The organism is Enterobacter adelaidei, assembly GCF_041937165.1.
GTDB classification, from domain to species: Bacteria; Pseudomonadota; Gammaproteobacteria; order Enterobacterales; family Enterobacteriaceae; genus Enterobacter; species Enterobacter adelaidei.
The window spans coordinates 2,446,654-2,467,747 of record NZ_CP154353.1 but is presented as its reverse complement, the minus strand read 5'-3'; the positions used below and the strand labels follow the sequence as shown (position 1 = coordinate 2,467,747).

The 21,094-nt window shown below is 51.8% G+C and carries 18 protein-coding genes; 9 read left to right on the top strand and 9 right to left on the bottom strand.

The window, feature by feature from the left end; genetic code table 11:
* The first annotated feature begins 67 nt into the window (after positions 1 to 67).
* The 3 genes from AAHF05_RS11985 to tyrR all read left to right on the top strand — a co-directional run bounded on the left by AAHF05_RS11985 (position 68) and on the right by tyrR (position 4,168).
* Complete coding sequence (locus tag AAHF05_RS11985; RefSeq protein WP_028018827.1) at positions 68 to 1,465, top strand: YcjX family protein; 1,398 nt, start codon at positions 68 to 70, stop codon at positions 1,463 to 1,465.
* Positions 1,462 to 2,514 carry a YcjF family protein gene (locus AAHF05_RS11980; RefSeq protein ID WP_028018828.1) on the top strand — a complete coding sequence of 351 codons (1,053 nt, stop codon included), beginning with the start codon at positions 1,462 to 1,464 and terminating at the stop codon, positions 2,512 to 2,514. Before AAHF05_RS11985 ends, AAHF05_RS11980 begins: the two co-directional genes overlap by 4 nt.
* Before the next feature lie 112 nt (positions 2,515 to 2,626).
* Entirely contained in the window at positions 2,627 to 4,168 is a 1,542-nt protein-coding gene (gene tyrR, locus AAHF05_RS11975; RefSeq protein ID WP_374936332.1) for a transcriptional regulator TyrR, read from the top strand.
* Between the two features lie 36 nt (positions 4,169 to 4,204).
* Here tyrR and AAHF05_RS11970 read toward each other — a convergent pair whose 3' ends face one another.
* Together AAHF05_RS11970 and tpx are read right to left on the bottom strand one after the other, a co-directional pair.
* Positions 4,205 to 5,413: an aldose 1-epimerase family protein gene (locus tag AAHF05_RS11970; RefSeq protein ID WP_108089776.1), complete on the bottom strand. Its 1,209-nt coding sequence runs from the start codon at positions 5,411 to 5,413 to the stop codon at positions 4,205 to 4,207.
* Between the two features lie 275 nt (positions 5,414 to 5,688).
* A complete protein-coding gene (tpx, locus tag AAHF05_RS11965; protein ID WP_049006931.1) occupies positions 5,689 to 6,195 on the bottom strand; it encodes a thiol peroxidase in 507 nt (168 codons plus the stop codon).
* A 107-nt stretch (positions 6,196 to 6,302) separates the two neighbouring features.
* Here tpx and ycjG point away from each other — a divergent pair, with 107 nt between their 5' ends.
* A complete protein-coding gene (gene ycjG / locus AAHF05_RS11960) occupies positions 6,303 to 7,268 on the top strand; it encodes an L-Ala-D/L-Glu epimerase (protein ID WP_028018832.1) in 966 nt (321 codons plus the stop codon).
* Here the strand turns inward: ycjG and mpaA are convergent.
* The gene (mpaA, locus tag AAHF05_RS11955; protein ID WP_028018833.1) at positions 7,259 to 7,972 is read right to left on the bottom strand and encodes a murein tripeptide amidase MpaA; all 714 of its coding nucleotides are present in this window, start codon (positions 7,970 to 7,972) and stop codon (positions 7,259 to 7,261) included. The genes ycjG and mpaA overlap by 10 nt on opposite strands.
* A gap of 185 nt (positions 7,973 to 8,157) precedes the next feature.
* Between mpaA and AAHF05_RS11950 the strand changes: the two genes are divergently transcribed.
* A complete protein-coding gene (locus tag AAHF05_RS11950) occupies positions 8,158 to 9,774 on the top strand; it encodes an ABC transporter substrate-binding protein (protein WP_129323459.1) in 1,617 nt (538 codons plus the stop codon).
* A gap of 59 nt (positions 9,775 to 9,833) precedes the next feature.
* On the opposite strand, the gene AAHF05_RS11945 is transcribed toward AAHF05_RS11950, so the two are convergent.
* The 4 genes from AAHF05_RS11945 to AAHF05_RS11930 all read right to left on the bottom strand — a co-directional run bounded on the left by AAHF05_RS11945 (position 9,834) and on the right by AAHF05_RS11930 (position 14,285).
* On the bottom strand, positions 9,834 to 10,397 hold the full coding sequence (locus AAHF05_RS11945; RefSeq protein ID WP_028018835.1) for a DJ-1/PfpI family protein: 564 nt from the start codon (positions 10,395 to 10,397) through the stop codon (positions 9,834 to 9,836).
* A 218-nt stretch (positions 10,398 to 10,615) separates the two neighbouring features.
* Positions 10,616 to 10,756 (bottom strand): Ecr family regulatory small membrane protein, encoded by a 141-nt coding sequence (locus AAHF05_RS11940; protein WP_147279777.1) that lies wholly within the window; start codon positions 10,754 to 10,756, stop codon positions 10,616 to 10,618.
* A 74-nt stretch (positions 10,757 to 10,830) separates the two neighbouring features.
* Positions 10,831 to 12,063, bottom strand: coding sequence for a sensor domain-containing diguanylate cyclase (locus AAHF05_RS11935; protein WP_129323460.1), 1,233 nt, complete (start codon positions 12,061 to 12,063; stop codon positions 10,831 to 10,833).
* Between the two features lie 92 nt (positions 12,064 to 12,155).
* Positions 12,156 to 14,285, bottom strand: a complete 2,130-nt coding sequence (locus AAHF05_RS11930) for a putative bifunctional diguanylate cyclase/phosphodiesterase (RefSeq protein WP_374936331.1) — start codon at positions 14,283 to 14,285, stop codon at positions 12,156 to 12,158.
* 456 nt (positions 14,286 to 14,741) lie between these two features.
* Between AAHF05_RS11930 and AAHF05_RS11925 the strand changes: the two genes are divergently transcribed.
* Positions 14,742 to 15,896, top strand: a complete 1,155-nt coding sequence (locus tag AAHF05_RS11925) for a methyl-accepting chemotaxis protein (RefSeq protein WP_129323461.1) — start codon at positions 14,742 to 14,744, stop codon at positions 15,894 to 15,896.
* A gap of 33 nt (positions 15,897 to 15,929) precedes the next feature.
* On the opposite strand, the gene AAHF05_RS11920 is transcribed toward AAHF05_RS11925, so the two are convergent.
* Positions 15,930 to 17,060, bottom strand: a complete 1,131-nt coding sequence (locus AAHF05_RS11920) for a GGDEF domain-containing protein (RefSeq protein ID WP_129323462.1) — start codon at positions 17,058 to 17,060, stop codon at positions 15,930 to 15,932.
* 197 nt (positions 17,061 to 17,257) lie between these two features.
* On the opposite strand from AAHF05_RS11920, the gene zntB reads away from it, so the two are divergent.
* The 3 genes from zntB (at position 17,258) to dbpA (ending at position 20,085) form a co-directional block, all read left to right on the top strand.
* Positions 17,258 to 18,241, top strand: coding sequence for a zinc transporter ZntB (gene zntB, locus AAHF05_RS11915; protein WP_374936330.1), 984 nt, complete (start codon positions 17,258 to 17,260; stop codon positions 18,239 to 18,241).
* Between the two features lie 272 nt (positions 18,242 to 18,513).
* Positions 18,514 to 18,684 (top strand): hypothetical protein, encoded by a 171-nt coding sequence (locus AAHF05_RS11910; RefSeq protein ID WP_277814907.1) that lies wholly within the window; start codon positions 18,514 to 18,516, stop codon positions 18,682 to 18,684.
* A gap of 27 nt (positions 18,685 to 18,711) precedes the next feature.
* On the top strand, positions 18,712 to 20,085 hold the full coding sequence (dbpA, locus tag AAHF05_RS11905; RefSeq protein WP_129323464.1) for an ATP-dependent RNA helicase DbpA: 1,374 nt from the start codon (positions 18,712 to 18,714) through the stop codon (positions 20,083 to 20,085).
* A 42-nt stretch (positions 20,086 to 20,127) separates the two neighbouring features.
* Here dbpA and ttcA read toward each other — a convergent pair whose 3' ends face one another.
* Entirely contained in the window at positions 20,128 to 21,063 is a 936-nt protein-coding gene (gene ttcA, locus AAHF05_RS11900) for a tRNA 2-thiocytidine(32) synthetase TtcA (RefSeq protein WP_028018842.1), read from the bottom strand.
* Positions 21,064 to 21,094 lie beyond the last annotated feature (31 nt).

The following is a 21,094-nucleotide window of genomic DNA, read 5'->3' as shown; positions in this document are numbered from 1 at the left end:
TTCCTTTCATGTAGCCCCCATGTCATATTTTTAAAAAGAGATAATCCTTCAGGCAAAAAGGACGGCGATGAAGCGACTTAAGAACGAATTCAATTCACTGGTGAACCGCGGTGTTGACCGTCATTTGCGTCTGGCGGTGACAGGTTTGAGCCGCAGTGGTAAGACGGCATTTATCACCGCGATGGTGAATCAGCTTCTTAACCTGCACGCCGGGGCACGCTTGCCTTTGCTTAGCGCCGTGCGGGAAGAGCGTCTGCTGGGGGTTAAGCGCGTACCTCAGCGCGATTTTGGCATTCCACGATTTACGTATGATGAAGGGCTGGCACAGCTTTATGGCGACCCACCAACGTGGCCGACGCCAACCCGAGGGGTAAGTGAAATTCGTCTTGCGTTACGCTTTCGTTCCAATGAATCCCTGATGCGCCACTTCAAAGATACCTCAACACTGTATCTTGAAATCGTCGATTATCCTGGCGAATGGCTGCTCGATTTACCCATGCTGGCGCAGGATTATCTTAGCTGGTCCCGTCAGATGACGAGTTTGTTACAGGGTCACCGCGCGGAGTGGTCAGCAAAATGGCGGCAATTGTGCGAAGGCTTAGATCCGCTCGCGCCTGCTGATGAAAACCGTCTGGCGGCTATCGCGGAAGCCTGGACGGCGTATCTGCATCAGTGCAAACAGGAAGGGCTGCATTTTATCCAGCCGGGGCGTTTTGTCCTGCCGGGGGATTTAGCCGGAGCGCCCGCGCTGCAGTTCTTCCCGTGGCCGGACGTGGATGGCACCGGAGAGTCAAAACTGGCTCAGGCCGACAAGCACACGAATGCCGGGATGCTGCGCGAGCGTTACAATTACTACTGTGAAAAGGTGGTCAAAGGTTTCTACAAAAACCACTTTTTACGTTTTGATCGTCAGATAGTGCTGGTGGATTGTCTTCAGCCGCTTAACAGCGGGCCACAGGCTTTCAACGATATGCGCCTCGCGCTGACACAGCTGATGCAGAGTTTTCACTATGGTCAGCGGACGTTATTTCGCCGGCTGTTCTCGCCGGTGATCGACAAGCTGCTGTTTGCGGCCACCAAAGCCGATCATGTTACGGTCGATCAACACGCCAATATGGTGTCGCTGCTGCAACAACTGGTTCAGGATGCCTGGCAAAATGCCGCTTTCGAAGGGATCAGCATGGATTGCCTCGGGCTGGCGTCCGTGCAGGCGACGCAAAGTGGGCTGATAGACCTTAACGGCGAAAAAATACCGGCATTGCGCGGGAACCGTCTCAGCGACGGCGAGCCACTTACCGTGTATCCGGGCGAAGTTCCTGCACGGCTTCCAGGCCAGGCGTTCTGGCAGAGCCAGGGCTTCCAGTTTGAAGCCTTCCGACCCCAGGCCATGAGCGTCGATCAACCGTTACCGCACATTCGTCTGGATGCGGCACTGGAGTTTTTGATTGGAGATAAATTGCGATGACGGAACCGTTAAAACCACGCATAGACTTTACCGGAACGCTTGAGCAAAAGAATCAGGAAGCGTTTAAAACGGCACAAACGTTCAGTGGTGCGCAGGCTGAAAACTTTGCCCCGGCGCTGACGGAGGAGCCTGATGTAGAGGAAGGCCAGGCGGAAGCTGTCGTTGAGGCTGCTTTACGCCCGAAACGCAGCCTGTGGCGCAAGATGGTCACCGCCGGTCTGGCGCTGTTTGGCGTAAGTGTGGTTGGGCAGGGCGTACAATGGACGATGAATGCCTGGCAAACCCAGGACTGGGTTGCGCTCGGCGGGTGTGCTGCGGGTGCTCTGATTGTGGGGGCGGGTATTGGCTCGGTTGTAACGGAGTGGCGTCGCCTCTGGCGTCTGCGGCAGCGCGCGCATGAGCGCGATGAAGCGCGGGATCTGCTCCACAGTCACGCTACCGGAAAAGGTCGCGCATTTTGTGAAAAGCTCGCCAGTCAGGCAGGAATTGATCAATCGCATCCGGCACTTCAGCGCTGGTATGCCGCCATCCATGAAACCCAGAATGACCGCGAAGTGGTAACGCTCTATTCTCATATGGTCCAGCCGGTGCTGGATGCCCAGGCGCGGCGCGAGATTAGCCGCTCTGCGGCGGAATCCACGTTGATGATTGCCGTTAGCCCGCTGGCGCTGGTCGATATGGCATTTATCGCCTGGCGTAACTTGCGCCTGATTAACCGTATCGCGAATCTTTACGGCATCGAGTTGGGTTATTACAGCCGGCTCAGACTGTTTAAACTGGTTTTGCTCAATATCGCCTTTGCCGGTGCGAGTGAGCTGGTGCGCGAAGTGGGAATGGACTGGATGTCGCAGGATCTGGCGGCACGGCTCTCAGCCCGTGCTGCTCAGGGTATTGGGGCGGGTTTATTGACGGCGCGTTTAGGCATTAAAGCGATGGAAGTCTGTCGTCCGCTTCCCTGGATTGATGACGACAAGCCGCGGCTGGGGGATTTCAGGCGCGAGTTGATCGGTCAGCTCAAAGAAACGCTCAATAAAAAACCTGCCCCGTGAGGTTTTGTTCACTAATCGTGCTGGCTGTCAATATTTGTTGACAGCCATCTTCCGGATCACCGTGTTCTGACATATCATTTTACTGTTATTGGCTTAAAACGGTGAATTTCCCATGCGTCTTGAAGTCTTCTGTGAAGACCGTCTCGGTCTGACCCGCGAATTACTCGATCTTCTTGTTTTACGTAGCATTGATTTACGTGGCATTGAGATCGACCCTGTCGGGAAGATTTACCTCAATTTTTCCGAAATTGAATTTAATACCTTCAGTAGCCTGATGGCCGAAATCCGCCGTATCGCTGGCGTTACGGATGTACGGACTATCCCGTGGATGCCCTCTGAGCGTGAGCATCTGGCGCTGAGCGCGCTGCTGGAAGCGATGCCAGAGCCTTTCCTCTCTCTGGATTTGAAAAGCAAAGTAGAACGCGTTAACCACGCCAGCTGCCAGCTTTTTGCGCAGAGCCAGGACAAGCTCAGCAACCACAACGCCGCGCAGTTGATTCCCGGTTTTAACTTCCAGCGCTGGCTGGACAGCAACCCCCAGAACACACATAGTGAGCACGTTGTTATCAACGGACAGAATTTCCTGATGGAGATCACGCCGGTCTATCTGAAAGGGGAAAGCAATACCCGCGTGTTAACTGGTGCGGTGATCATGCTGCGATCAACGTTACGTATGGGACGTCAGTTGCAAAACCTCTCCAGTCAGGATGTAGGGGCATTCAGCCAGATTATTGCCGTCAGCCCGAAAATGCGTCATGTGATTGACCAGGCCCGTAAGCTCGCGAGTTTGACTGCGCCGCTGCTGATTACCGGCGATACCGGCACCGGGAAAGACCTGCTCGCTCACGCCGTACACCTGGCGAGCCCGCGCGCTGCAAAACCGTATCTGGCGCTTAACTGCGCCTCCATCCCTGAAGATGCCGTCGAAAGCGAGTTATTCGGTCACGCCCCGGAAGGCAAAAAAGGGTTCTTCGAACAGGCTAATGGCGGTTCCGTGCTGCTGGACGAGATCGGCGAAATGTCGCCACGTATGCAGGCTAAGCTGCTGCGTTTCCTGAACGATGGTACGTTCCGCCGCGTGGGTGAGGATCATGAAGTGCATGTGGACGTGCGCGTCATTTGCGCCACCCAGAAAAACCTGGTGGAACTGGTGCAAAAGGGGATCTTCCGCGAGGATCTCTATTATCGCCTCAACGTCCTGACACTCAACATTCCACCGCTGCGCGATTGTCCGCAGGATATCATGCCGTTAACCGAACTGTTTGTGGCTCGCTTTGCCGACGAGCAGGGGGTTCCACGTCCTAAGCTGTCTGCCGATCTCGGCACGGTATTAATGCGCTATGGCTGGCCGGGCAATATTCGTCAGCTCAAAAATGCCGTTTATCGGGCTCTGACGCAGCTGGAAGGATATGAATTACGTCCGCAGGATATCTTGTTGCCAGATTACGACGCCGGGTCAGTATCCGTCGGTGAAGAGGCGATGGAAGGTTCACTGGATGAGATCACCAGCCGTTTCGAGCGTTCAGTGCTGACACAGCTTTATCGCAGCTATCCAAGCACCCGCAAGCTGGCAAAGCGTCTTGGTGTCTCGCATACCGCGATAGCGAATAAGCTGCGTGAGTATGGTTTAAATCATAAGAAGGGCGACGAATAACAAAAAGCCTCTGTAAAGAGGCTTTTTTCTTTTTGCTTATTCCTTCGCAAGAGGCGTGGTTACGATTTCTGTTTTGGTGTCTCCCTGAATCGACGCAATTCTGTTTTCCACATCTTTCACCTGTTGCGGGTTGTGAAGCAGGGTATAGGTCAAATCAAACTGCGTGCTGGCTCCTGGCTGCAGCTGCTTAACGCGTTTCTGCTCGCGTTCGATGGTGACGGGGTACGCGTAGCTGGTGCCTGGCTCAATACCTGTGACATAACCCTGTTTCAGCGTGTCGGTGTTTTTCCAGAGAGTCAGCACGGGCAACTGGCGAGTATCAAACTGAATTGACGCACCTTTATCACCGGCTTTATTGATCACTGCTGCAAGCGTTTCGTGGTTATTATCCGCGAGCGGTTTGATATTAAAGACCATCTCATCAAAGCCTTTTGTTGGCCCTGCATAAGTCTGCCAGTCGTTAACACCGGCTTTGGCGTAATCATTGAATGGGCTCACGCTTACCGCCGGGGCAAGGAATCGAGCGCCTTCTTCGAGGATCGGTGTTCCAAAGTTACTGTGATAGATGATTTGATAATCATGAGGGTAATCAGCATGGTTAGTCAGAACATCATGCAGGCTGAACTGGTTGCTTCCAGGAACGTAACGCAGTTCGGTCATGGTCTGCAGATCGGCTTTCTTGAACGTACTCTCTTTGATTAAACCGCGAATGCGAATCTCATGTGGGGCAGCATCAGCAACTTCCACTTCCACCTGCGAGGCAGGCGTATTACCCGCCTTACCGTGAAGGGTATAGATTTGTCCATCAGCGGTGACCGGATGGCCTGTCCACTCATAGCCACATCGCACCATCATCTCATTGAAACCTTCCAGCCAGCCGAGCCCGTTTCGACTTTCCAGATTAATATAGGCCGGGTTCACGACCTCTTTAACTGGGGAATTCCACCCGAGTTTGGTACCAAACCCTTCGACATGCAGGAGATCCATGCCACGAGTCGGGCTTAACGCAATTGTCAGTCCATTTTTACTGCTGATGATGATGACTTTACTGCCTTCCTGTTTACCCCCGTGTAAGACTTTTTGCTCAATGCTGAACGTTTGATCTTTAACGTTCAGCTCACCGCTGGAAATCTTCCAGTTCCCTTTCTCCACGCTGCTTTCAGCACTTGTCAGCACCCAGGTTTTAGCCGCAACTTGGCCAGAGATCAGTACTGCGAGTATCGTAAACGCCAGTTTGATTTTCATTTTCATTCCTTTTTGCTGAAACGATTATTTGATTTCGTAAGAAAATCTAAAGGTTTAACAAAAATGGAAATGTGATGTGCTTCACCAGGCATGAAAATATGAATTTTTGGGAATGGTTATGGGATATAGATCGCTATATTGTTAAATATTGCGAATGGTTTTGCACAATTAATGTGAATTATGGCAATAATAGCTTGAACGATTCAGCTTTGAGGAAATAAAAAACCCCGCCATCGCGAGGTTTAGAAAGTACTGTATAGATTGCTAAGCAATTATTATGCTTTCAGCACGTCCAGCGCAGCAGTGTAATCTGGTTCGGTGGTGATTTCGTTAACCAGTTCGCTAAATACGACATTGTCATTTTCATCAATAACCAGTACAGCGCGTGCTGCCAGGCCTTTCAGCGGGCCTTCCGCGATGCTGACGCCGTATTTTTCCAGGAAATCCTGGCTGCGCAGAGTGGAGAGGGTGATAACGTTGCTCAGGCCTTCGGCACCGCAGAAACGAGACTGGGCAAACGGCAGGTCAGCGGAAATGCACAGCACAACCGTGTTGTCCATTTCAGTCGCCAGCTGGTTGAACTTGCGTACGGATGCAGCACAAACACCGGTATCAATGCTTGGGAAAATGTTTAGCACTTTGCGTTTACCCGCAAACTGAGCCAGTGTGACGTCAGACAGATCTTTAGCCACCAGAGTAAAAGCCTGGGCTTTGCTGCCAGCCTGCGGAATGGAACCTGCAACAGCAACCGGGTTGCCCTGGAAATGAACGAGTTGTGACATAGATATCTTCCTGTTTACATATAGTTAACGTCGGGGCTAGTGTATGCCATCAGCGGATAACACGGCAAACCAAATTTTTCGCCTTTCCGGGCCGCAAGGAGTCAGTGATGAGAAGCGTTAAAGTCTATGAAGAAGCCTGGCCATTGCATAGCCCATTTGTCATCTCCCGCGGCAGCCGAAGTGAGGCCGGTGTGGTGGTAGTTGAAATTGAAGAAGAGGGGTTTAAAGGTACGGGAGAATGCACGCCATACCCACGCTATGGAGAAAGTGCTGCGTCAGTGATGGCGGCTATCATGACTCTGGTACCCGATCTGCAAAAAGGGCTCTCGCGCGAAGCATTACAGCAGCGTTTACCTGCAGGAGCGGCACGTAACGCTATTGATTGCGCGCTCTGGAATCTTGAAGCTGCTAAAGAGCAAAAATCCCTGACATCGTTGCTGGGGGTGACCTTGCCGCAATCGGTCGTTACGGCGCAAACCGTTGTTATTGGTGAGCCGGAGCAGATGGCTGCCAGCGCAAAAGCGCTTTTTGATGCAGGGGCCACCCTGTTAAAGGTGAAGCTCGACGATCGTCTGATTAGCGAAAGAATGGTTGCCATTCGCGCGGCAGTGCCGTCGGCCACACTGATTGTTGACGCCAACGAATCATGGCATCCCGAAGGGCTTGCCGCGCGATGTCAGCTGCTGGCTGACCTGGGCGTGGCGATGCTGGAACAACCTCTACCCGCAAAGGATGATGCGGCGCTGAAGAATTTTATCCATCCGTTGCCTGTGTGCGCGGATGAAAGCTGTCATACCCGCGAGAGTCTGAGCGGGCTACAGGGCAGCTATGAGATGATCAACATTAAGCTCGACAAAACCGGTGGGCTAACGGAAGCGCTGGCCCTGGCGGCTCAGGCCCGGTCGGAGGGTTTTTCCGTGATGCTGGGATGCATGCTTTGTACATCCCGGGCGATCAATGCGGCACTCCCGCTGGTCAATCAGGCCAGTTTTGCTGACCTGGATGGCCCGACATGGCTGGCGGTTGACGTTTCACCGGCGCTTAATTTTACCAGCGGCGTGCTTCATCTTTGAGGCTGCCAGCGCAGAAGTTCCACCATCGCTTTTAAGTATTTTTCGCTGGCTTCATCGGATGAGATTGCCGGGAATTCAGCGGTGATACACGGTAAGCTCAAATCGGCGCACCAGCTTCCGAATGAGCCGGGCGTTTCATAGCCAACGCTGGTAACCAGCGGCAGGGCGAAAGCCTCTGCCAGCCATGCGCCCAGTTCGGTGTGCCGTGGATCTTCAATGCAGGCCAGCGGATCGTGGAAGGAGACAATCCAGGCGGGGTGGATCTTATGGATAAGCTGGCACAACGCTTGCGTTTCCGGCTCCGAACCCGGGGTGTCTCCCGTCAGCAGGACCACATCCCGCTCTTCGGCGGCGCTGTTCCAGCGATAAACCGTTTCCCCGGCATGCCAGTTTGCTGCCGGGAAATTACGGTTTAAGTCGACTCCTCTCGCATTCGCGCGTAATCCAAGCTGACATCCATCCGGATTCACCGCCAGAATGACGTGATGACGCCGTAGTTTGGGCGTCAGTGTTCTCAGTGCACATGAGAGCGTGACGATAGAGGAATTTTCATCGCCATGCGTGCCGGCAATGACCAGACCGCTATTGCGATCGGCATCGGGGGCAGGGAACCAGATCAGCGATGCGCCTAAAAATGAGCGGCCATATTGCTCAGCGCCCGGCGGAAAGGCGCCTCGTTCCGCTCTTGGTCGGGTGATTGCCATACGAAATCCTGATAAAGAAGTCTCTACAGGCAGTGTTGTGCAAAATTCGCTGTTAATCAAATAGTTTCCTTATCGGTTGAGAATTGTCGCAAATCACTTTTCCGGGCGAAGGTATTTGCATTTCTCTTTTTCGAAACAAATAATTACGCATCTGCTTGTTATCTGAATTCATTAAAGGGGATCGTATGAAGCATCCTGTCTCGCGTCTTTGTGCTGCACTATGTCTGTGCGGACTCTCAACACTCTCGTACGCTGCTGATGTGCCACAGGGCACGGTACTGGCGCAACAACAGGAGCTGGTCAGACATATTAAAGATGAGCCTGCCTCGCTCGATCCGGCAAAAGCGGTGGGGTTGCCAGAGATTCAGGTGATTCGCGATCTCTTCGAAGGGCTGGTGAATCAGAACGAGAAGGGGGAACTGACCCCGGGCGTGGCGACGCGCTGGCAGAGCAACGATAACCGTATCTGGACGTTCACCCTGCGTGATAACGCCAGATGGTCTGACGGTTCCCCGGTCACCGCGAAGGATTTTGTCTACAGCTGGCAGCGTCTGGTCGACCCGAAAACCACCTCTCCGTTTGCCTGGTTTGCCGCACTGGCAGGTATCAACAACGCGCAGGCGATTATTGATGGTAAAGCAGCACCTGATACGCTGGGCGTGACGGCGGTCGATGACAGAACATTACGCGTTCAGCTGGACAAACCGCTGCCGTGGTTTAGCAACCTGACAGCAAGCTTTGCGTTCTATCCGGTGCAAAAAGCCAACGTTGAAAGTGGTAAGGAATGGACGCGTCCAGGAGCTCTGGTTGGAAATGGCGCATACGTTCTTAACGACCGCGTGGTGAATGAAAAACTGGTTGTCGTTCCAAATACGCATTACTGGGACAATGCAAAAACTGTCCTGCAAAAAGTGACGTTCATTCCAATCAATCAGGAGTCGTCTGCCACCAAACGCTATCTGGCGGGAGATATTGATATTACCGAATCGTTCCCGAAAAACATGTATCAGAAACTCCTGAAGGATATACCGGGGCAAGTTTATACTCCGCCTCAACTGGGTACCTATTATTACGCGTTTAACACGCAAAAGGGACCGACGGCGGATGCCCGCGTTCGTCTGGCGCTGAGTATGACCATCGATCGCCGCATTATGGCGGAAAAGGTATTAGGGACCGGTGAGAAGCCAGCCTGGCATTTTACCCCAGACGTGACGGCGGGCTTTACCCCAGAGTCTTCACCGTTTGAGCAGATGTCACAGCAGGAGCTGAATGCTCAGGCAAAAACCTTGCTGCAGGCTGCGGGTTACGGTCCTCAGCGCCCGCTGAAATTGAACCTGCTGTATAACACATCCGAAAACCACCAGAAAATCGCCATTGCGGTGGCGTCCATGTGGAAGAAAAATCTTGGTGTGGATGTCAAACTGCAAAACCAGGAGTGGAAAACCTACATTGATAGCCGCAACACCGGCAATTTTGACGTAATCCGCGCCTCATGGGTCGGTGATTACAACGAACCCTCGACGTTCCTGTCGCTGCTGACGTCAACTCATACCGGTAATATTTCGCGTTTTAACGATCCGGCTTACGATAAAATTGTTCACCAGGCGACGCTGGAAACGACGGCGAAAGCGCGTAACGCGGACTACAACATGGCGGAGAAAATCCTCATGGAGAAAGCCCCCATCGCGCCAATTTACCAGTACACCAATGGTCGACTGATTAAGCCCTGGGTGAAAGGATATCCCATCAATAACCCGGAAGACGTGGCATATAGCCGTACGATGTATATCGAGAAGCACTGACGTATAGCCATCACCTAAGCGAAACTGGCGCTAAGCTGCGCCAGTTTTTACTTACCGCACTATTCTAGCAATGCATTAAATTTCGCCAGCCACTGAGGATGTGCAGGCCAGGCGGGAGCAGTAACCAGATTGCCGTCCACATGTGCCTGATCGATGCCAATATTCGCGTAGTGTCCGCCGCTGAGACGGACTTCAGGGGCACAGGCCGGGTAGGCGCTACAGGTACGTCCTTTCAGAATGCCTGCGGCAGCAAGCAATTGCGGGCCGTGACACACGGCGGCAATCGGTTTACGCGCGGCGTCGAATGCCTGTACCAGCTTCAGCACGTCATCATTTAACCGCAGATATTCGGGGGCTCTCCCGCCGGGGATAAGCAGTGCGTCGTAGTCCTGCTCTTTTACTGCGGAAAAGTCGGCATTGAGCGTAAAACGGTGACCGGGTTTCTCGCTATAGGTCTGGGCACCGTCAAAATCATGGATCGCCGTCATGACATAATCGCCCTTTGATTTATCGGGGCAGACAGCATCAACCTGGTGACCAATCATCTGTAAAGCCTGAAAGGGCACCATCGTTTCGTAATCTTCGGCGTAATCGCCAACCAGCATCAGGATCTTCTTGCTCATCATTCCTCACCTCTGTGAATAAAGATGATTAAGATATAGCCTGGTATGGCTGAAATGCCGGAAATAAAAAAAGCCCGTCAGAGAACGGGCAACATAAGCAAATGATTTAGTGATTTGTTATCAACGTTATTGGATGATAACGCCGCGCATTTTACGTGGCGTTAAGGGATTCGGATAGCTGACAAATTCGGTAGGTGAAACAATAAATTAAACGTGTTTTATAACGCATCGAAGGTAGGGTAGAGGCTGTTTTCCAGAATTTCTACGAGATACCAGATTTCACCACTAAAAATAAACCAAAAACCAAATATAATAAGGCTCAAAATAATTAAGATGAGTATTATTTCTGTTTTACTCATTGAAGATGTTACCCACCTCTATTCGGTTTATTCGAGGCGGGCATTGTAACGGGGCTTTCCTGGATACTCCAGTTTCATGCTGCAAGGACCTTGTTGCGCCCATCATTTTTCGCGCGATACAGCGCATCATCCACTCGCTTAAACAGGTCATCAATACTCTCGCCCGGGCTATGTCGCGCCACGCCAATGCTGACGGTAAACCGAGGTAAACCCGGGATAGTGATGCGGGCAACGGCAGAGCGGATTGATTCGGCAATCTGCAAAGCAGTTTCGAGGGCGGTGCGCGGCAGCAGGATGACGAACTCTTCACCACCCCAGCGGAACACCAGATCATCTTTCCGGCCACAGGCTTCCAGCGTTCGGGAGAGCGCGATAAGTACTTCATCACCTTTCAGATGACCAAAGAGATCGTTAATGTTTTTAAAATGATCGGTATCCACTAGCAGCAGGCTAAATTGCTGTTGCGCGGGAAGTTGATTCTGGCTGGTTTGATCGATAAGGGTGTAAAACTGCCGACGATTGAGCAGACCCGTCATGGCGTCACGCGAGGCAGCGTGTTCCAGCTCTTGCTCCAGCCTTTTTTGCTCGGTGATATCGTGGATGATGCAAAGCATGAGCTTGTCACCGTAAATCTCAAGAGGCCCGGCATACGTCTGCACATGACGGGTGGAGCCATCGGCAAGACGGTGAACAAAGTTGAGAGGTTTATGACCACCGGGCAGTGCGGCGATTTCGGTCATAATGGGTATAACATCTCTTCCAAGAGTATTTATTTCCCAGGTATGTTTACTGCACATTTCATCATGCGAATAACCATAAAAATTGAGTGAAGCCAGGTTTGCATCGACGATTTGACCATCGCGGGCAGGATCGATTAACAGCATCGGTGCGCTGTTGGTCAGGAAAAAGCGCGCGTAAAACCCCTGTTTTTTGCGCCGGTAGGTTGCAGAACGGCTGGCTTTGAGTCCGGAGACTATTTGCGAAGAGATCCCTTCGAAAACAATCACATCACCATAGGGTGTGTAGTGGGCCAGCGAGAGTCGACAGCTCAGTGGGGCATCTTGTCCATCCCGGTTAATGGTCCAGATTTCGACGATCTCCTGCTCCGTTTTGAGTTCAGAAACGTACATCGACAGCACAGTTTGCGCACTCGCGGAATAAATTCCTTTGCGTAAATCATTCAGTGTTTTGTCACCCATTACCTGAGCTGCGGCCACATTTGCAAAAATGATCTGTTCCGAAACAGCTGAAATAAGCCACACGGGTGTTTTAATTACATTCAGCGCATCAAAACCATTTTGCGACATAGGCATTTCCTGTTCATCGGCACATTGTGCCTGACAATCATGATCGGATTGACTCGTGCGTACTCTTTTGAAACATACTCTACTTAAACTCGTCAGGCATGATTTTTTTGTGAAATAAATACGTGTTCTGAATGAATTTTACCAATTGGTATAATTTGTTTGTCTGAGTTCTTCTGCAACAGCAGCCACGGCACCTGTTCGGCAGGTAAAGGACGGGAAAAAAGGAACCCCTGCAGATAATCGCAGCCGAGGCTGGTCAGTACCGCTTGCTGCTCTTCTGTTTCGATCCCTTCTGCAACCACATTCATCTCCATGGTCCGCGCAATGTTGATAATGGTTTCCACCAGCTTGCGGCTTTTTTCATTTTCCAGCATCGACATCACAAAACTTTTATCAATTTTGAGCTCTTTTGCCGGAAGAACGCTCAACATCAGCAGGTTTGAATAGCCAGTCCCGAAATCATCAATCGAGACGGTGATCCCCGCTTGAGTAAACGCATTGAGTAACTCGATACTGCGGTCGAGATTTTTAAGCGCGGTACTCTCAGTCACCTCGAGGATCAGCCGGGAAGGAGACAGGTTATATTTTTCCAGCATCGACGATACGATATAGAAGATGTCTGGCTGTTCGAACTGAACAGGGGATAAGTTGAATGACAACGTCCACTGGCTAAAACCTTGTTCAGTCCAGAAATGAAGCTGTCGGCATGCTGCTTCAATTGCCCAGTTGCCAACCGGAATAATTAAACCTGTTTGTTCCAGCGAGGGTAAGAACAGATTAGGCAGCAACACCCCTTGCTCAGGATGGCGCCAGCGGAGAAGCGCTTCAAAACCGTGAATCGTTTTCTCTTCGGCATGCCAGGTTGGTTGGTACCAAAGTTCAAACTGATCGCGTTCAAGTGCCTGGGTGAGTTCCTGCAAAAAGCCAGGTTTAGCCGGAACCGCCGTCGACATTTCAGTCCGGTAAATAGCCCAGCCATTACGGCCATCCTCTTTAACGTGATGTAAAGCCGCATCCGCCTTCAGTTTAAGTTCATGCAACGTTTCTCCATCCTGTGGGTAGAGGCTAACCCCCGCGCTGACGGTTGTACTTAACGTGTGTCCACAGATTGAAAGAGGACGACGCATATCCCCGAGTAACGTAGCGAGCAGCGCATTGAGTTTGTCGTCGTCGCATTCTGGAACCAGTAAGATAAAGGCATCCCCTCCCAGTCTGGCCAGGGTCATCTCACGCGTGAGTCGGGCCGTGATGCGTTGTGCAAGCGTGATTAACAACTCATCACCGACATTGTGACCCCAGGTATCGTTGACGCGTTTGAAGTGATCGACATTCAGGAAAATCACGGCAAATTGCTTGTTGCTGAGCAACGCGCTGCGCAGACAGTCCTGCATGCGAATATCCATCTGGTGGCGGTTGGCGAGCCCAGTGTGTGCATCAAAGCGAGCCTGTAGCTCTAACTGGCGGTTGAGTTGTCGAAGATTTTCAGTCAGGCGATTGGTGCGCCAGTGAGAATCTACAAGCGAGATAATAAGCATTACGCCGAGCAGGGTGAGCGTAGTGACCGAAACCCAGATAGACAATCCCAGCTCGCTGATCCCACCGGGGAGGGTATGTGACATTTCATGAAAATGCGCGGCACTCATACCGGTATAGTGCATCGCACAGATGGCGGCGCCCATAATAAAGGCTGCAAGAATGCGACTGACAAAAACCCCTTTGTGAATATCGCGCAGCCGGAAAGCCAGCCACAGGGCAACGCCGGAAGCAACAACGGCAATCAGCACAGATAAACCCACAATACGCCGATCCCAGACGATGCTGCCGTCCAGCATCAATGCGGCCATACCGATGTAGTGCATAGACACCACGCCCGCACTCAGGATCACCGTGGCGAAGAACAGTCGAAAGGGGGAAAGTTTTTTGCCGGTGACGGCAATATTAATGGCCACGGACGACGCAACAACTGCCGCACCCAGAGACGCAAGTGTTAACCAAAGGTCGTAGCTCATCATCATTGGCATTTGCATCGACAGCATGCCGATGAAATGCATTGACCAAATCCCGATGCCCAGCGTGACGCCTCCGGCAATGCGCCAGAACATTGCCGCCTTGCGGCTGGAAAGGGGGATTTTCCCGGCGCTGTCCAGAGCGACAAAGGAGGCGATAAAAGCCACCAGATAAGAGATGGCGATGAGTACAGGGTCCCACGATATATTGAGCATTATGCAATCCCACTCCTGAGAGGGTTACCGATTTCGCCTGCCGGGCACATCTCTATCTGGCAACGAACATGCGCATTAAACAATATTAGTTATTTATCGTGAAAAATGGCCAGTCATATTAAAACTCTAAAAATAGTAAGGAATATAAAATATATTCCATTTATTAATCTATGTAGCATTGCTAAACAAACAGGAATAACTATAGCAAAGCTCCTTAAATATGAGGCTAAAAACAACCTCTCACCGCAGGGGATGGTATCGCTTAACGTGGCAGGAGACCAGTATCGCAGCATGCCACGCATAACATTTTTACTAATACACTCTTTTTATCTGACTTAAGCTAAATCTCAGGCAGCTAACGGTAAAACAAAAAACCGACGGTGTTTGTGAGGACAAAGTTCAGAGCCGATGCTATAAGTCTAAATGCCGACCAAAATATAAAACGTGGGTATAATCATGCTAAGAAATATTAGTGTCAGAACCTTCATTGTCTGGTTTCTTTTTTGTCTTTTTTTGGTTAATGCAGGTGTCGTTGTTCTATTTTCCAGCAATGTCTCACTTTTCGTTTCACTTAATTTATTAAATTTCGTTGCGCTATTTTTACTTTGGGGCTACATGACAAAGTATCTTGTGACACCGATCAATACTGTGAAAAAAAGTATTGAAGAAGTGACCGCAGGCAATCTTGGCGTATCTATTCCTGAGTTTGGTAATAACTGTGCAGGCAGATTAATCCCGGGGATTAATAGCCTTTCCAGCAACATTGCCACGCTTGTCCGGGAGATCAGGGCATCGTCGCAAACCGCCATGACGTTATCGGATCAACTCTCTTCCCGAAGTGCGCAGCTCTCGGTGAAAACGGAGCAACAGTCTGCATCTCTGGTGCAAACTGCGGCCAGCATGGAACAGATGGCCGCGAGCACTAAAAACAATGCCGATAACACCCGGCTGGCGAGCGAACAGGCGAATGTGGCGACGTTACAGGCTCGCAAGGGAGGAGAGCTGATGGGGCAGGTCGCGACTAATATGCAATCCATTACCGAATGCGCACAGCAGATGACAGAAATCATATCGCTCATCGATGGTATTGCGTTCCAGACGAATATTCTGGCGCTTAATGCGGCCGTCGAGGCGGCGAGGGCGGGAGATCATGGAAAAGGCTTCTCGGTGGTTGCGGAAGAGGTAAGAAACCTCGCACACCGCAGCGCGGAGGCCGCGAAAAATATCAAAGCGCTGATTGAAGTCACCAGCACTAACGTCACTCAGGGTGTCACTGTTGTGTCTCAGGCAGAAAAGAATATGCATGAGATCGTGGCGGGGTCGGGAAAAGTGAGCCGGTTGATGGACGAGATTTCCACGTCCACATCAGAGCAGGAGAAAGGCATTTCTCAGATCACTCTGGCGTTGTCCGAGCTTGAACGGGTCACGCAAAGCAATGTGGCGATGGCTGAGGAACTCAATGGTTCATCTGATGTGTTGCGTAATCAGGTGATTGAACTGCAGACGCGCACACGTAACTTCCGGCTTAATAATAGCGATGAGGCAGACATCACGTTCTCATCACATGCGGGCAATTTGTTGTTCCACCCGCGACCCGGTCACTCCCTGTGACGGAACAAAAAAGCCTGGTACGCCGGGCTTTTTTTATGCTTCTACCCAGCGATTACGTCCCTGCAGCTTCGCCATATACAGGGCTTTATCCGCACAGCCAATGACCGATTGGGGCGATTGCCCCTGTGTCCAGAGCGTCAGCCCCTGGCTCACCGTTACGTGAGGATTGACTGGGGAGAGGGCGTGAGCGAATGCCTGGCTTTCCAGCATGCGGGAAATGCGTTCCGCAGTTGATCGCACCGTGCTGACATCGGCCTCGGGGAGTAAGACCATAAACTCCTCGCCACCCACCCGGCCTACAATGCCTTCGTTTTCACGGCTCGCAGATTCAAGTACACCCGCAATCATGATCAGACAGCGATCCCCCTGTTGATGCCCGTAATGGTCGTTGTAGAGTTTAAAATGATCGACATCCAGCATAATCAATCCAAATCCTTTCCCATCCTTCTGATGGCTGGCGATTTCCTGATCCATACGCGCTTCAAAACTTCGACGGTTGGCTAACCCGGTCAACGGATCTTTGCTGGCGAGCAGACCTAGCTGATGAATAAGATCGGCGTTTTCTTGTTCACGTTGCAGCGCAAGAATAAACCAGCGGTTAAGGATCCGTCTCCCGGATTCAATTAAGCCTGCCAGTAAGACCCATTGCAGCGCGCTCAGGACGGTGAGCTGAGTGGGGTGAAACAAGGTGGTAACCAGAATGGTCACCCACACAGGGATGATAAAACTTAATAGCACTCTGGGGTCGAAATAGAGGGAAATGAGCGACGCAAACAGTAGGAGTGCAGCGAACGGGAAGATGATCCGAATATCTTCACTGGTGATTAATACGTAAAAGCACGTCGCCCAGCAGAGGCTTAATCCGACAACAACGCCTCTGGCCAGGCTTCTGAGCCAGGGGGCGTTTTGCAGCGGTGCCATTCGCAGTATAAAGAGTACGCCTGCCGAGAGGGTAAGAATGATAACCATCATGCCTTCCATCAATCCTGCTGGATGAAGGGAAGGTGTTAACACCCCAATTGGAGCAAAATAACGTCTCCCCAGGATGAACAGCGAAAACAATATGTTCACCCACAGGAACCAGGTCATGCTGGTTTTTATCGCGATTGCGCGCATTTCTGCCAGGCGCAAATCGAATGCGACGCAGTTCTTTTTTATGGTCACGCACTTACCCCAGCATATTTTTAGAACAATCTAGCAGCATTTCTTTAACTCTAATGATTTGCCTGCGACTGTCTACAGGAACCTGTTGCAATACGCTCAATTCCTGAGCGATTTCAGCGCGATGCCGCATATAGTTGTTGCTTAACCCCTGATGAAAGCTAGACTGACATCGAAAGAGCTTAAAAGGCGGAGGCGCAGTGGAGAGCATTAAAGGATCTGAACTTAACGTTCCTGACGCAGTTTTTGCGTGGGTGCTGGATGGGCGCGGCGGTGCCCGACCGCTGGAGGATAGCGATGTCATTGATAACGAGCATCCTTGCTGGCTACACCTGAACTACACCCACCCGGACAGCGCTGACTGGCTGGCTTCGACGCCGCTCCTGCCTAACAATGTGCGCGATGCGCTGGCGGGAGAAAGTCTGCGACCTCGCGTGAGCAGAATGGGAGACGGAACGTTGATTACCCTGCGCTGCATTAATGGCAGCACGGATGAACGTCCCGATCAGCTGGTTGCGATGCGCGTCTATATGGATGATGGTCTGATTGTTTCCACCCGGCAGCGTAAAGTCCTGGCGCTGGATGACATTGTTAACGATCTGAAAGAAGGTACCGGGCCGATCGACTGTGGCAGTTGGCTGGTGGACGTCTGCGACGCCCTTACCGATCATGCGAGCGAGTTTATCGAAGAACTGCACGATAAAATCATCGACCTGGAAGATAACTTGCTCGATCAGCAGATCCCACCGCGTGGATTTCTGGCGTTATTGCGTAAGCAGTTGATCGTTATGCGTCGTTATATGACGCCCCAGCGTGACGTATATGCCCGTCTGGCAAGCGAAAGACTGACCTGGATGAATGACGATCAGCGACGCAGAATGCAGGATATCGCCGACCGGCTGGGCCGCGGGCTGGACGAAATTGATTCCTGTATCGCCAGAACGGCAGTGATGGCAGACGAAATCGTCCAGGTGATGCAGGAATCCCTGGCGAGAAGAACCTATACAATGTCCCTGATGGCGATGGTATTTTTGCCCAGCACGTTCCTGACCGGCTTGTTTGGTGTGAACCTGGGGGGAATTCCGGGGAATGCCTATTGCTACGGCTTTACCGCTTTTTGCGTCATGTTAGTTGTTGTGATTGGTGGTGTTGCATGGTGGTTACATCGCAGTAAATGGCTGTAAATTTACGTTTTTTTCACGTTTTACGCGGTTCAAAACGCTCTTTTAATTGAGCGAAGTCAATAAACATCTACCCCGTAAGGTGCAATATTACTCCCGCAGGTGAATGCAACGTCAAGCGATGGGCGTTGCGCTCCATATTGTCTTACTTCCTTTTTTGAATTACTGCATAGCACAATTGATTCGTACGACGCCGACTTCATAGTCGGCTTTTTTTTGCCTCCTGTTTCCCAGCGTCTACCCTAAGAAGAGTACGCCTAAACCTGGAGGGAAATATGAGCATGCCATTGTTACAGTCCATTCCGACCGGCCCAACCCCCAACGATCCCTTACCGATGCCCGATCCCATCCCGCGTCCTCAGCCGATGCCCGACCCGCCGCCAGATGAAGAACCGATTAAAATGTCGCATCAAACCGCGAGATCTGCGAGGATACGCGCCATCTGACTGCGAAGATGACCACGAGAGATTATTGTGACTGCTTTTTCTACCCTGAATGTTCTGCCCGCCGCCCAACTCGACAACCTCAACGAGTTGGGTTACCTCACGATGACGCCGGTTCAGGCGGCGGCACTGCCCGCTATTCTTGAGGGCAGTGATGTACGCGTACAGGCGAAAACGGGCAGTGGGAAAACGGCGGCATTCGGTCTTGGCCTGTTGCAACATATTGATGCCGCGATGTTTCAGACCCAGTCTCTGGTGTTATGTCCCACCCGTGAACTGGCAGACCAGGTCGCGGGTGAACTGCGTCGCCTTGCGCGTTTCCTGCCAAATACCAAAATTTTAACCCTCTGCGGCGGACAGCCTTTCGGTGCACAGCGTGATTCGCTCCAGCATGCGCCGCACATTATTGTCGCGACGCCAGGTCGCCTGCTGGACCACCTGCAAAAAGGCACCGTTTCGCTGGATGCGTTACAAACGCTGGTGATGGATGAGGCAGACAGGATGCTGGATATGGGCTTCAGCGATGCGATTGACGAGGTGATCCGTTTTGCACCATCCGATCGCCAGACGCTGTTGTTCTCTGCCACATGGCCGGAAGCCATCGCCGCCATCAGCGGCCGCGTGCAGAAAAATCCGCTTACCATTGAAATCGACAGTGTTGACGCCCTGCCAGCCATTGAACAGCAGTTCTTTGAAACTTCGCAGCAGGGAAAAATCCCTCTCCTGCAGAAATTGCTGAGCCAGCATCAGCCTGCATCCTGCGTGGTGTTCTGTAATACCAAAAAAGACTGCCAGTCAGTCTGCGATGCGCTGAATGCGGCGGGGCAGAGTGCATTGTCGCTGCATGGCGATCTGGAGCAGCGCGATCGCGATCAGACGCTGGTCCGTTTTGCCAACGGCAGCGCCCGTGTACTGGTCGCGACCGACGTGGCGGCGCGTGGTCTGGATATCAAATCGCTTGAGCTGGTGGTGAACTATGAGCTGGCGTGGGATCCTGAAGTCCACGTCCATCGTATCGGCCGTACGGCGCGAGCAGGAAACAGCGGCCTTGCGATCAGCTTCTGTGCGCCGGAAGAGGCGCAACGCGCCAATATTCTCTCAGAAATGCTGCAGATTAAGCTGAACTGGATGACCCCACCAGCCGGTGTCAGCCTCGTGCCGCTGGAGGCTGAAATGGTGACGCTGTGCATTGATGGTGGTAAAAAAGCCAAAATGCGTCCAGGCGATGTATTAGGTGCGCTGACCGGAGATGTGGGGCTGGATGGGGCGGATATCGGTAAGATTGCGGTGCATCCGTCACATGTTTATGTGGCGGTTCGCCAGGCGGTTGCGCATAAGGCCTGGAAGCAGCTGCAAAACGGCAAAATTAAAGGGAAAACCTGCCGCGTTCGTCTACTGAAGTAAAGGATATAGCGTCTCAGAATCTCTTTCTGAGACGCTATCATTTTATTTCACTTCGAGTACGTTCAGACGCAGTTCTTCGAACTGATTGTCATCTTCTTCTGGCTGCCAGCCAGCAGGCTGCATAGGGATCTCTTCCCGATCAAACGCCAGATCGCCGCCATTCACTACGTCTGATTCGTGGTTGATACCTTTGAAGTCGAACAGCTCAACATCCGCGAGGTGGGACGGCACAACGTTCTGCATCGCGCTGAACATGGTTTCGATGCGACCCGGATAACGTTTGTCCCAGTCACGCAGCATGTCGCCAATCACCTGGCGCTGCAGGTTAGGCTGAGAGCCACAGAGGTTACATGGAATAATCGGGAATTCTTTGGCCTGAGAGAAACGCTCAATATCCTTCTCGCGGCAGTAGGCAAGAGGGCGGATGACAATGTGCTTGCCGTCATCGCTCATCAGTTTTGGTGGCATGCCTTTCATCTTGCCGCCGTAGAACATGTTCAGGAACAGTGTCTGCAGGATATCGTCGCGGTGATGGCCCAGCGCAATTTTGGTTGCGCCCAGTTCCGTTGCGGTGCGATACAGAATGCCGCGGCGCAGACGGGAGCAGAGAGAGCAGGTGGTTTTCCCTTCCGGGATCTTCTCTTTCACAATACCGTAGGTGTTTTCTTCAACGATTTTGTACTCAACGCCCAGCTTCTCCAGATATTCCGGCAGAATGTGCTCCGGGAAGCCCGGCTGTTTCTGGTCAAGGTTGACCGCCACCAGGGAAAACTTCACCGGCGCGCTTTGCTGAAGATTACGCAGGATCTCCAGCATCGTGTAGCTGTCTTTACCCCCTGACAGGCAAACCATAATACGGTCACCGTCTTCAATCATGTTGAAGTCTGCAATGGCCTCGCCCACGTTACGGCGCAGTCGCTTTTGCAGTTTGTTCAGGTTGTATTGCTCTTTCTTTGTATTTGCTTGATTTTCTTGCATGTATTACTACCTTCGGAGCCAATAGGGGCAA

Bases quoted from the DNA above. Each gene is read 5' to 3' on its own strand.
- AAHF05_RS11985 (WP_028018827.1), top strand. From the start codon at position 68: ATGAAGCGACTTAAGAACGAATTCAATTCACTGGTGAACCGCGGTGTT.
- AAHF05_RS11980 (WP_028018828.1), top strand. From the start codon at position 1,462: ATGACGGAACCGTTAAAACCACGCATAGACTTTACCGGAACGCTTGAG.
- tyrR (WP_374936332.1), top strand. From the start codon at position 2,627: ATGCGTCTTGAAGTCTTCTGTGAAGACCGTCTCGGTCTGACCCGCGAA.
- AAHF05_RS11970 (WP_108089776.1), bottom strand. From the start codon at position 5,413: ATGAAAATCAAACTGGCGTTTACGATACTCGCAGTACTGATCTCTGGC.
- tpx (WP_049006931.1), bottom strand. From the start codon at position 6,195: ATGTCACAACTCGTTCATTTCCAGGGCAACCCGGTTGCTGTTGCAGGT.
- ycjG (WP_028018832.1), top strand. From the start codon at position 6,303: ATGAGAAGCGTTAAAGTCTATGAAGAAGCCTGGCCATTGCATAGCCCA.
- mpaA (WP_028018833.1), bottom strand. From the start codon at position 7,972: ATGGCAATCACCCGACCAAGAGCGGAACGAGGCGCCTTTCCGCCGGGC.
- AAHF05_RS11950 (WP_129323459.1), top strand. From the start codon at position 8,158: ATGAAGCATCCTGTCTCGCGTCTTTGTGCTGCACTATGTCTGTGCGGA.
- AAHF05_RS11945 (WP_028018835.1), bottom strand. From the start codon at position 10,397: ATGAGCAAGAAGATCCTGATGCTGGTTGGCGATTACGCCGAAGATTAC.
- AAHF05_RS11940 (WP_147279777.1), bottom strand. From the start codon at position 10,756: ATGAGTAAAACAGAAATAATACTCATCTTAATTATTTTGAGCCTTATT.
- AAHF05_RS11935 (WP_129323460.1), bottom strand. From the start codon at position 12,063: ATGTCGCAAAATGGTTTTGATGCGCTGAATGTAATTAAAACACCCGTG.
- AAHF05_RS11930 (WP_374936331.1), bottom strand. From the start codon at position 14,285: ATGCTCAATATATCGTGGGACCCTGTACTCATCGCCATCTCTTATCTG.
- AAHF05_RS11925 (WP_129323461.1), top strand. From the start codon at position 14,742: ATGCTAAGAAATATTAGTGTCAGAACCTTCATTGTCTGGTTTCTTTTT.
- AAHF05_RS11910 (WP_277814907.1), top strand. From the start codon at position 18,514: ATGAGCATGCCATTGTTACAGTCCATTCCGACCGGCCCAACCCCCAAC.
- ttcA (WP_028018842.1), bottom strand. From the start codon at position 21,063: ATGCAAGAAAATCAAGCAAATACAAAGAAAGAGCAATACAACCTGAAC.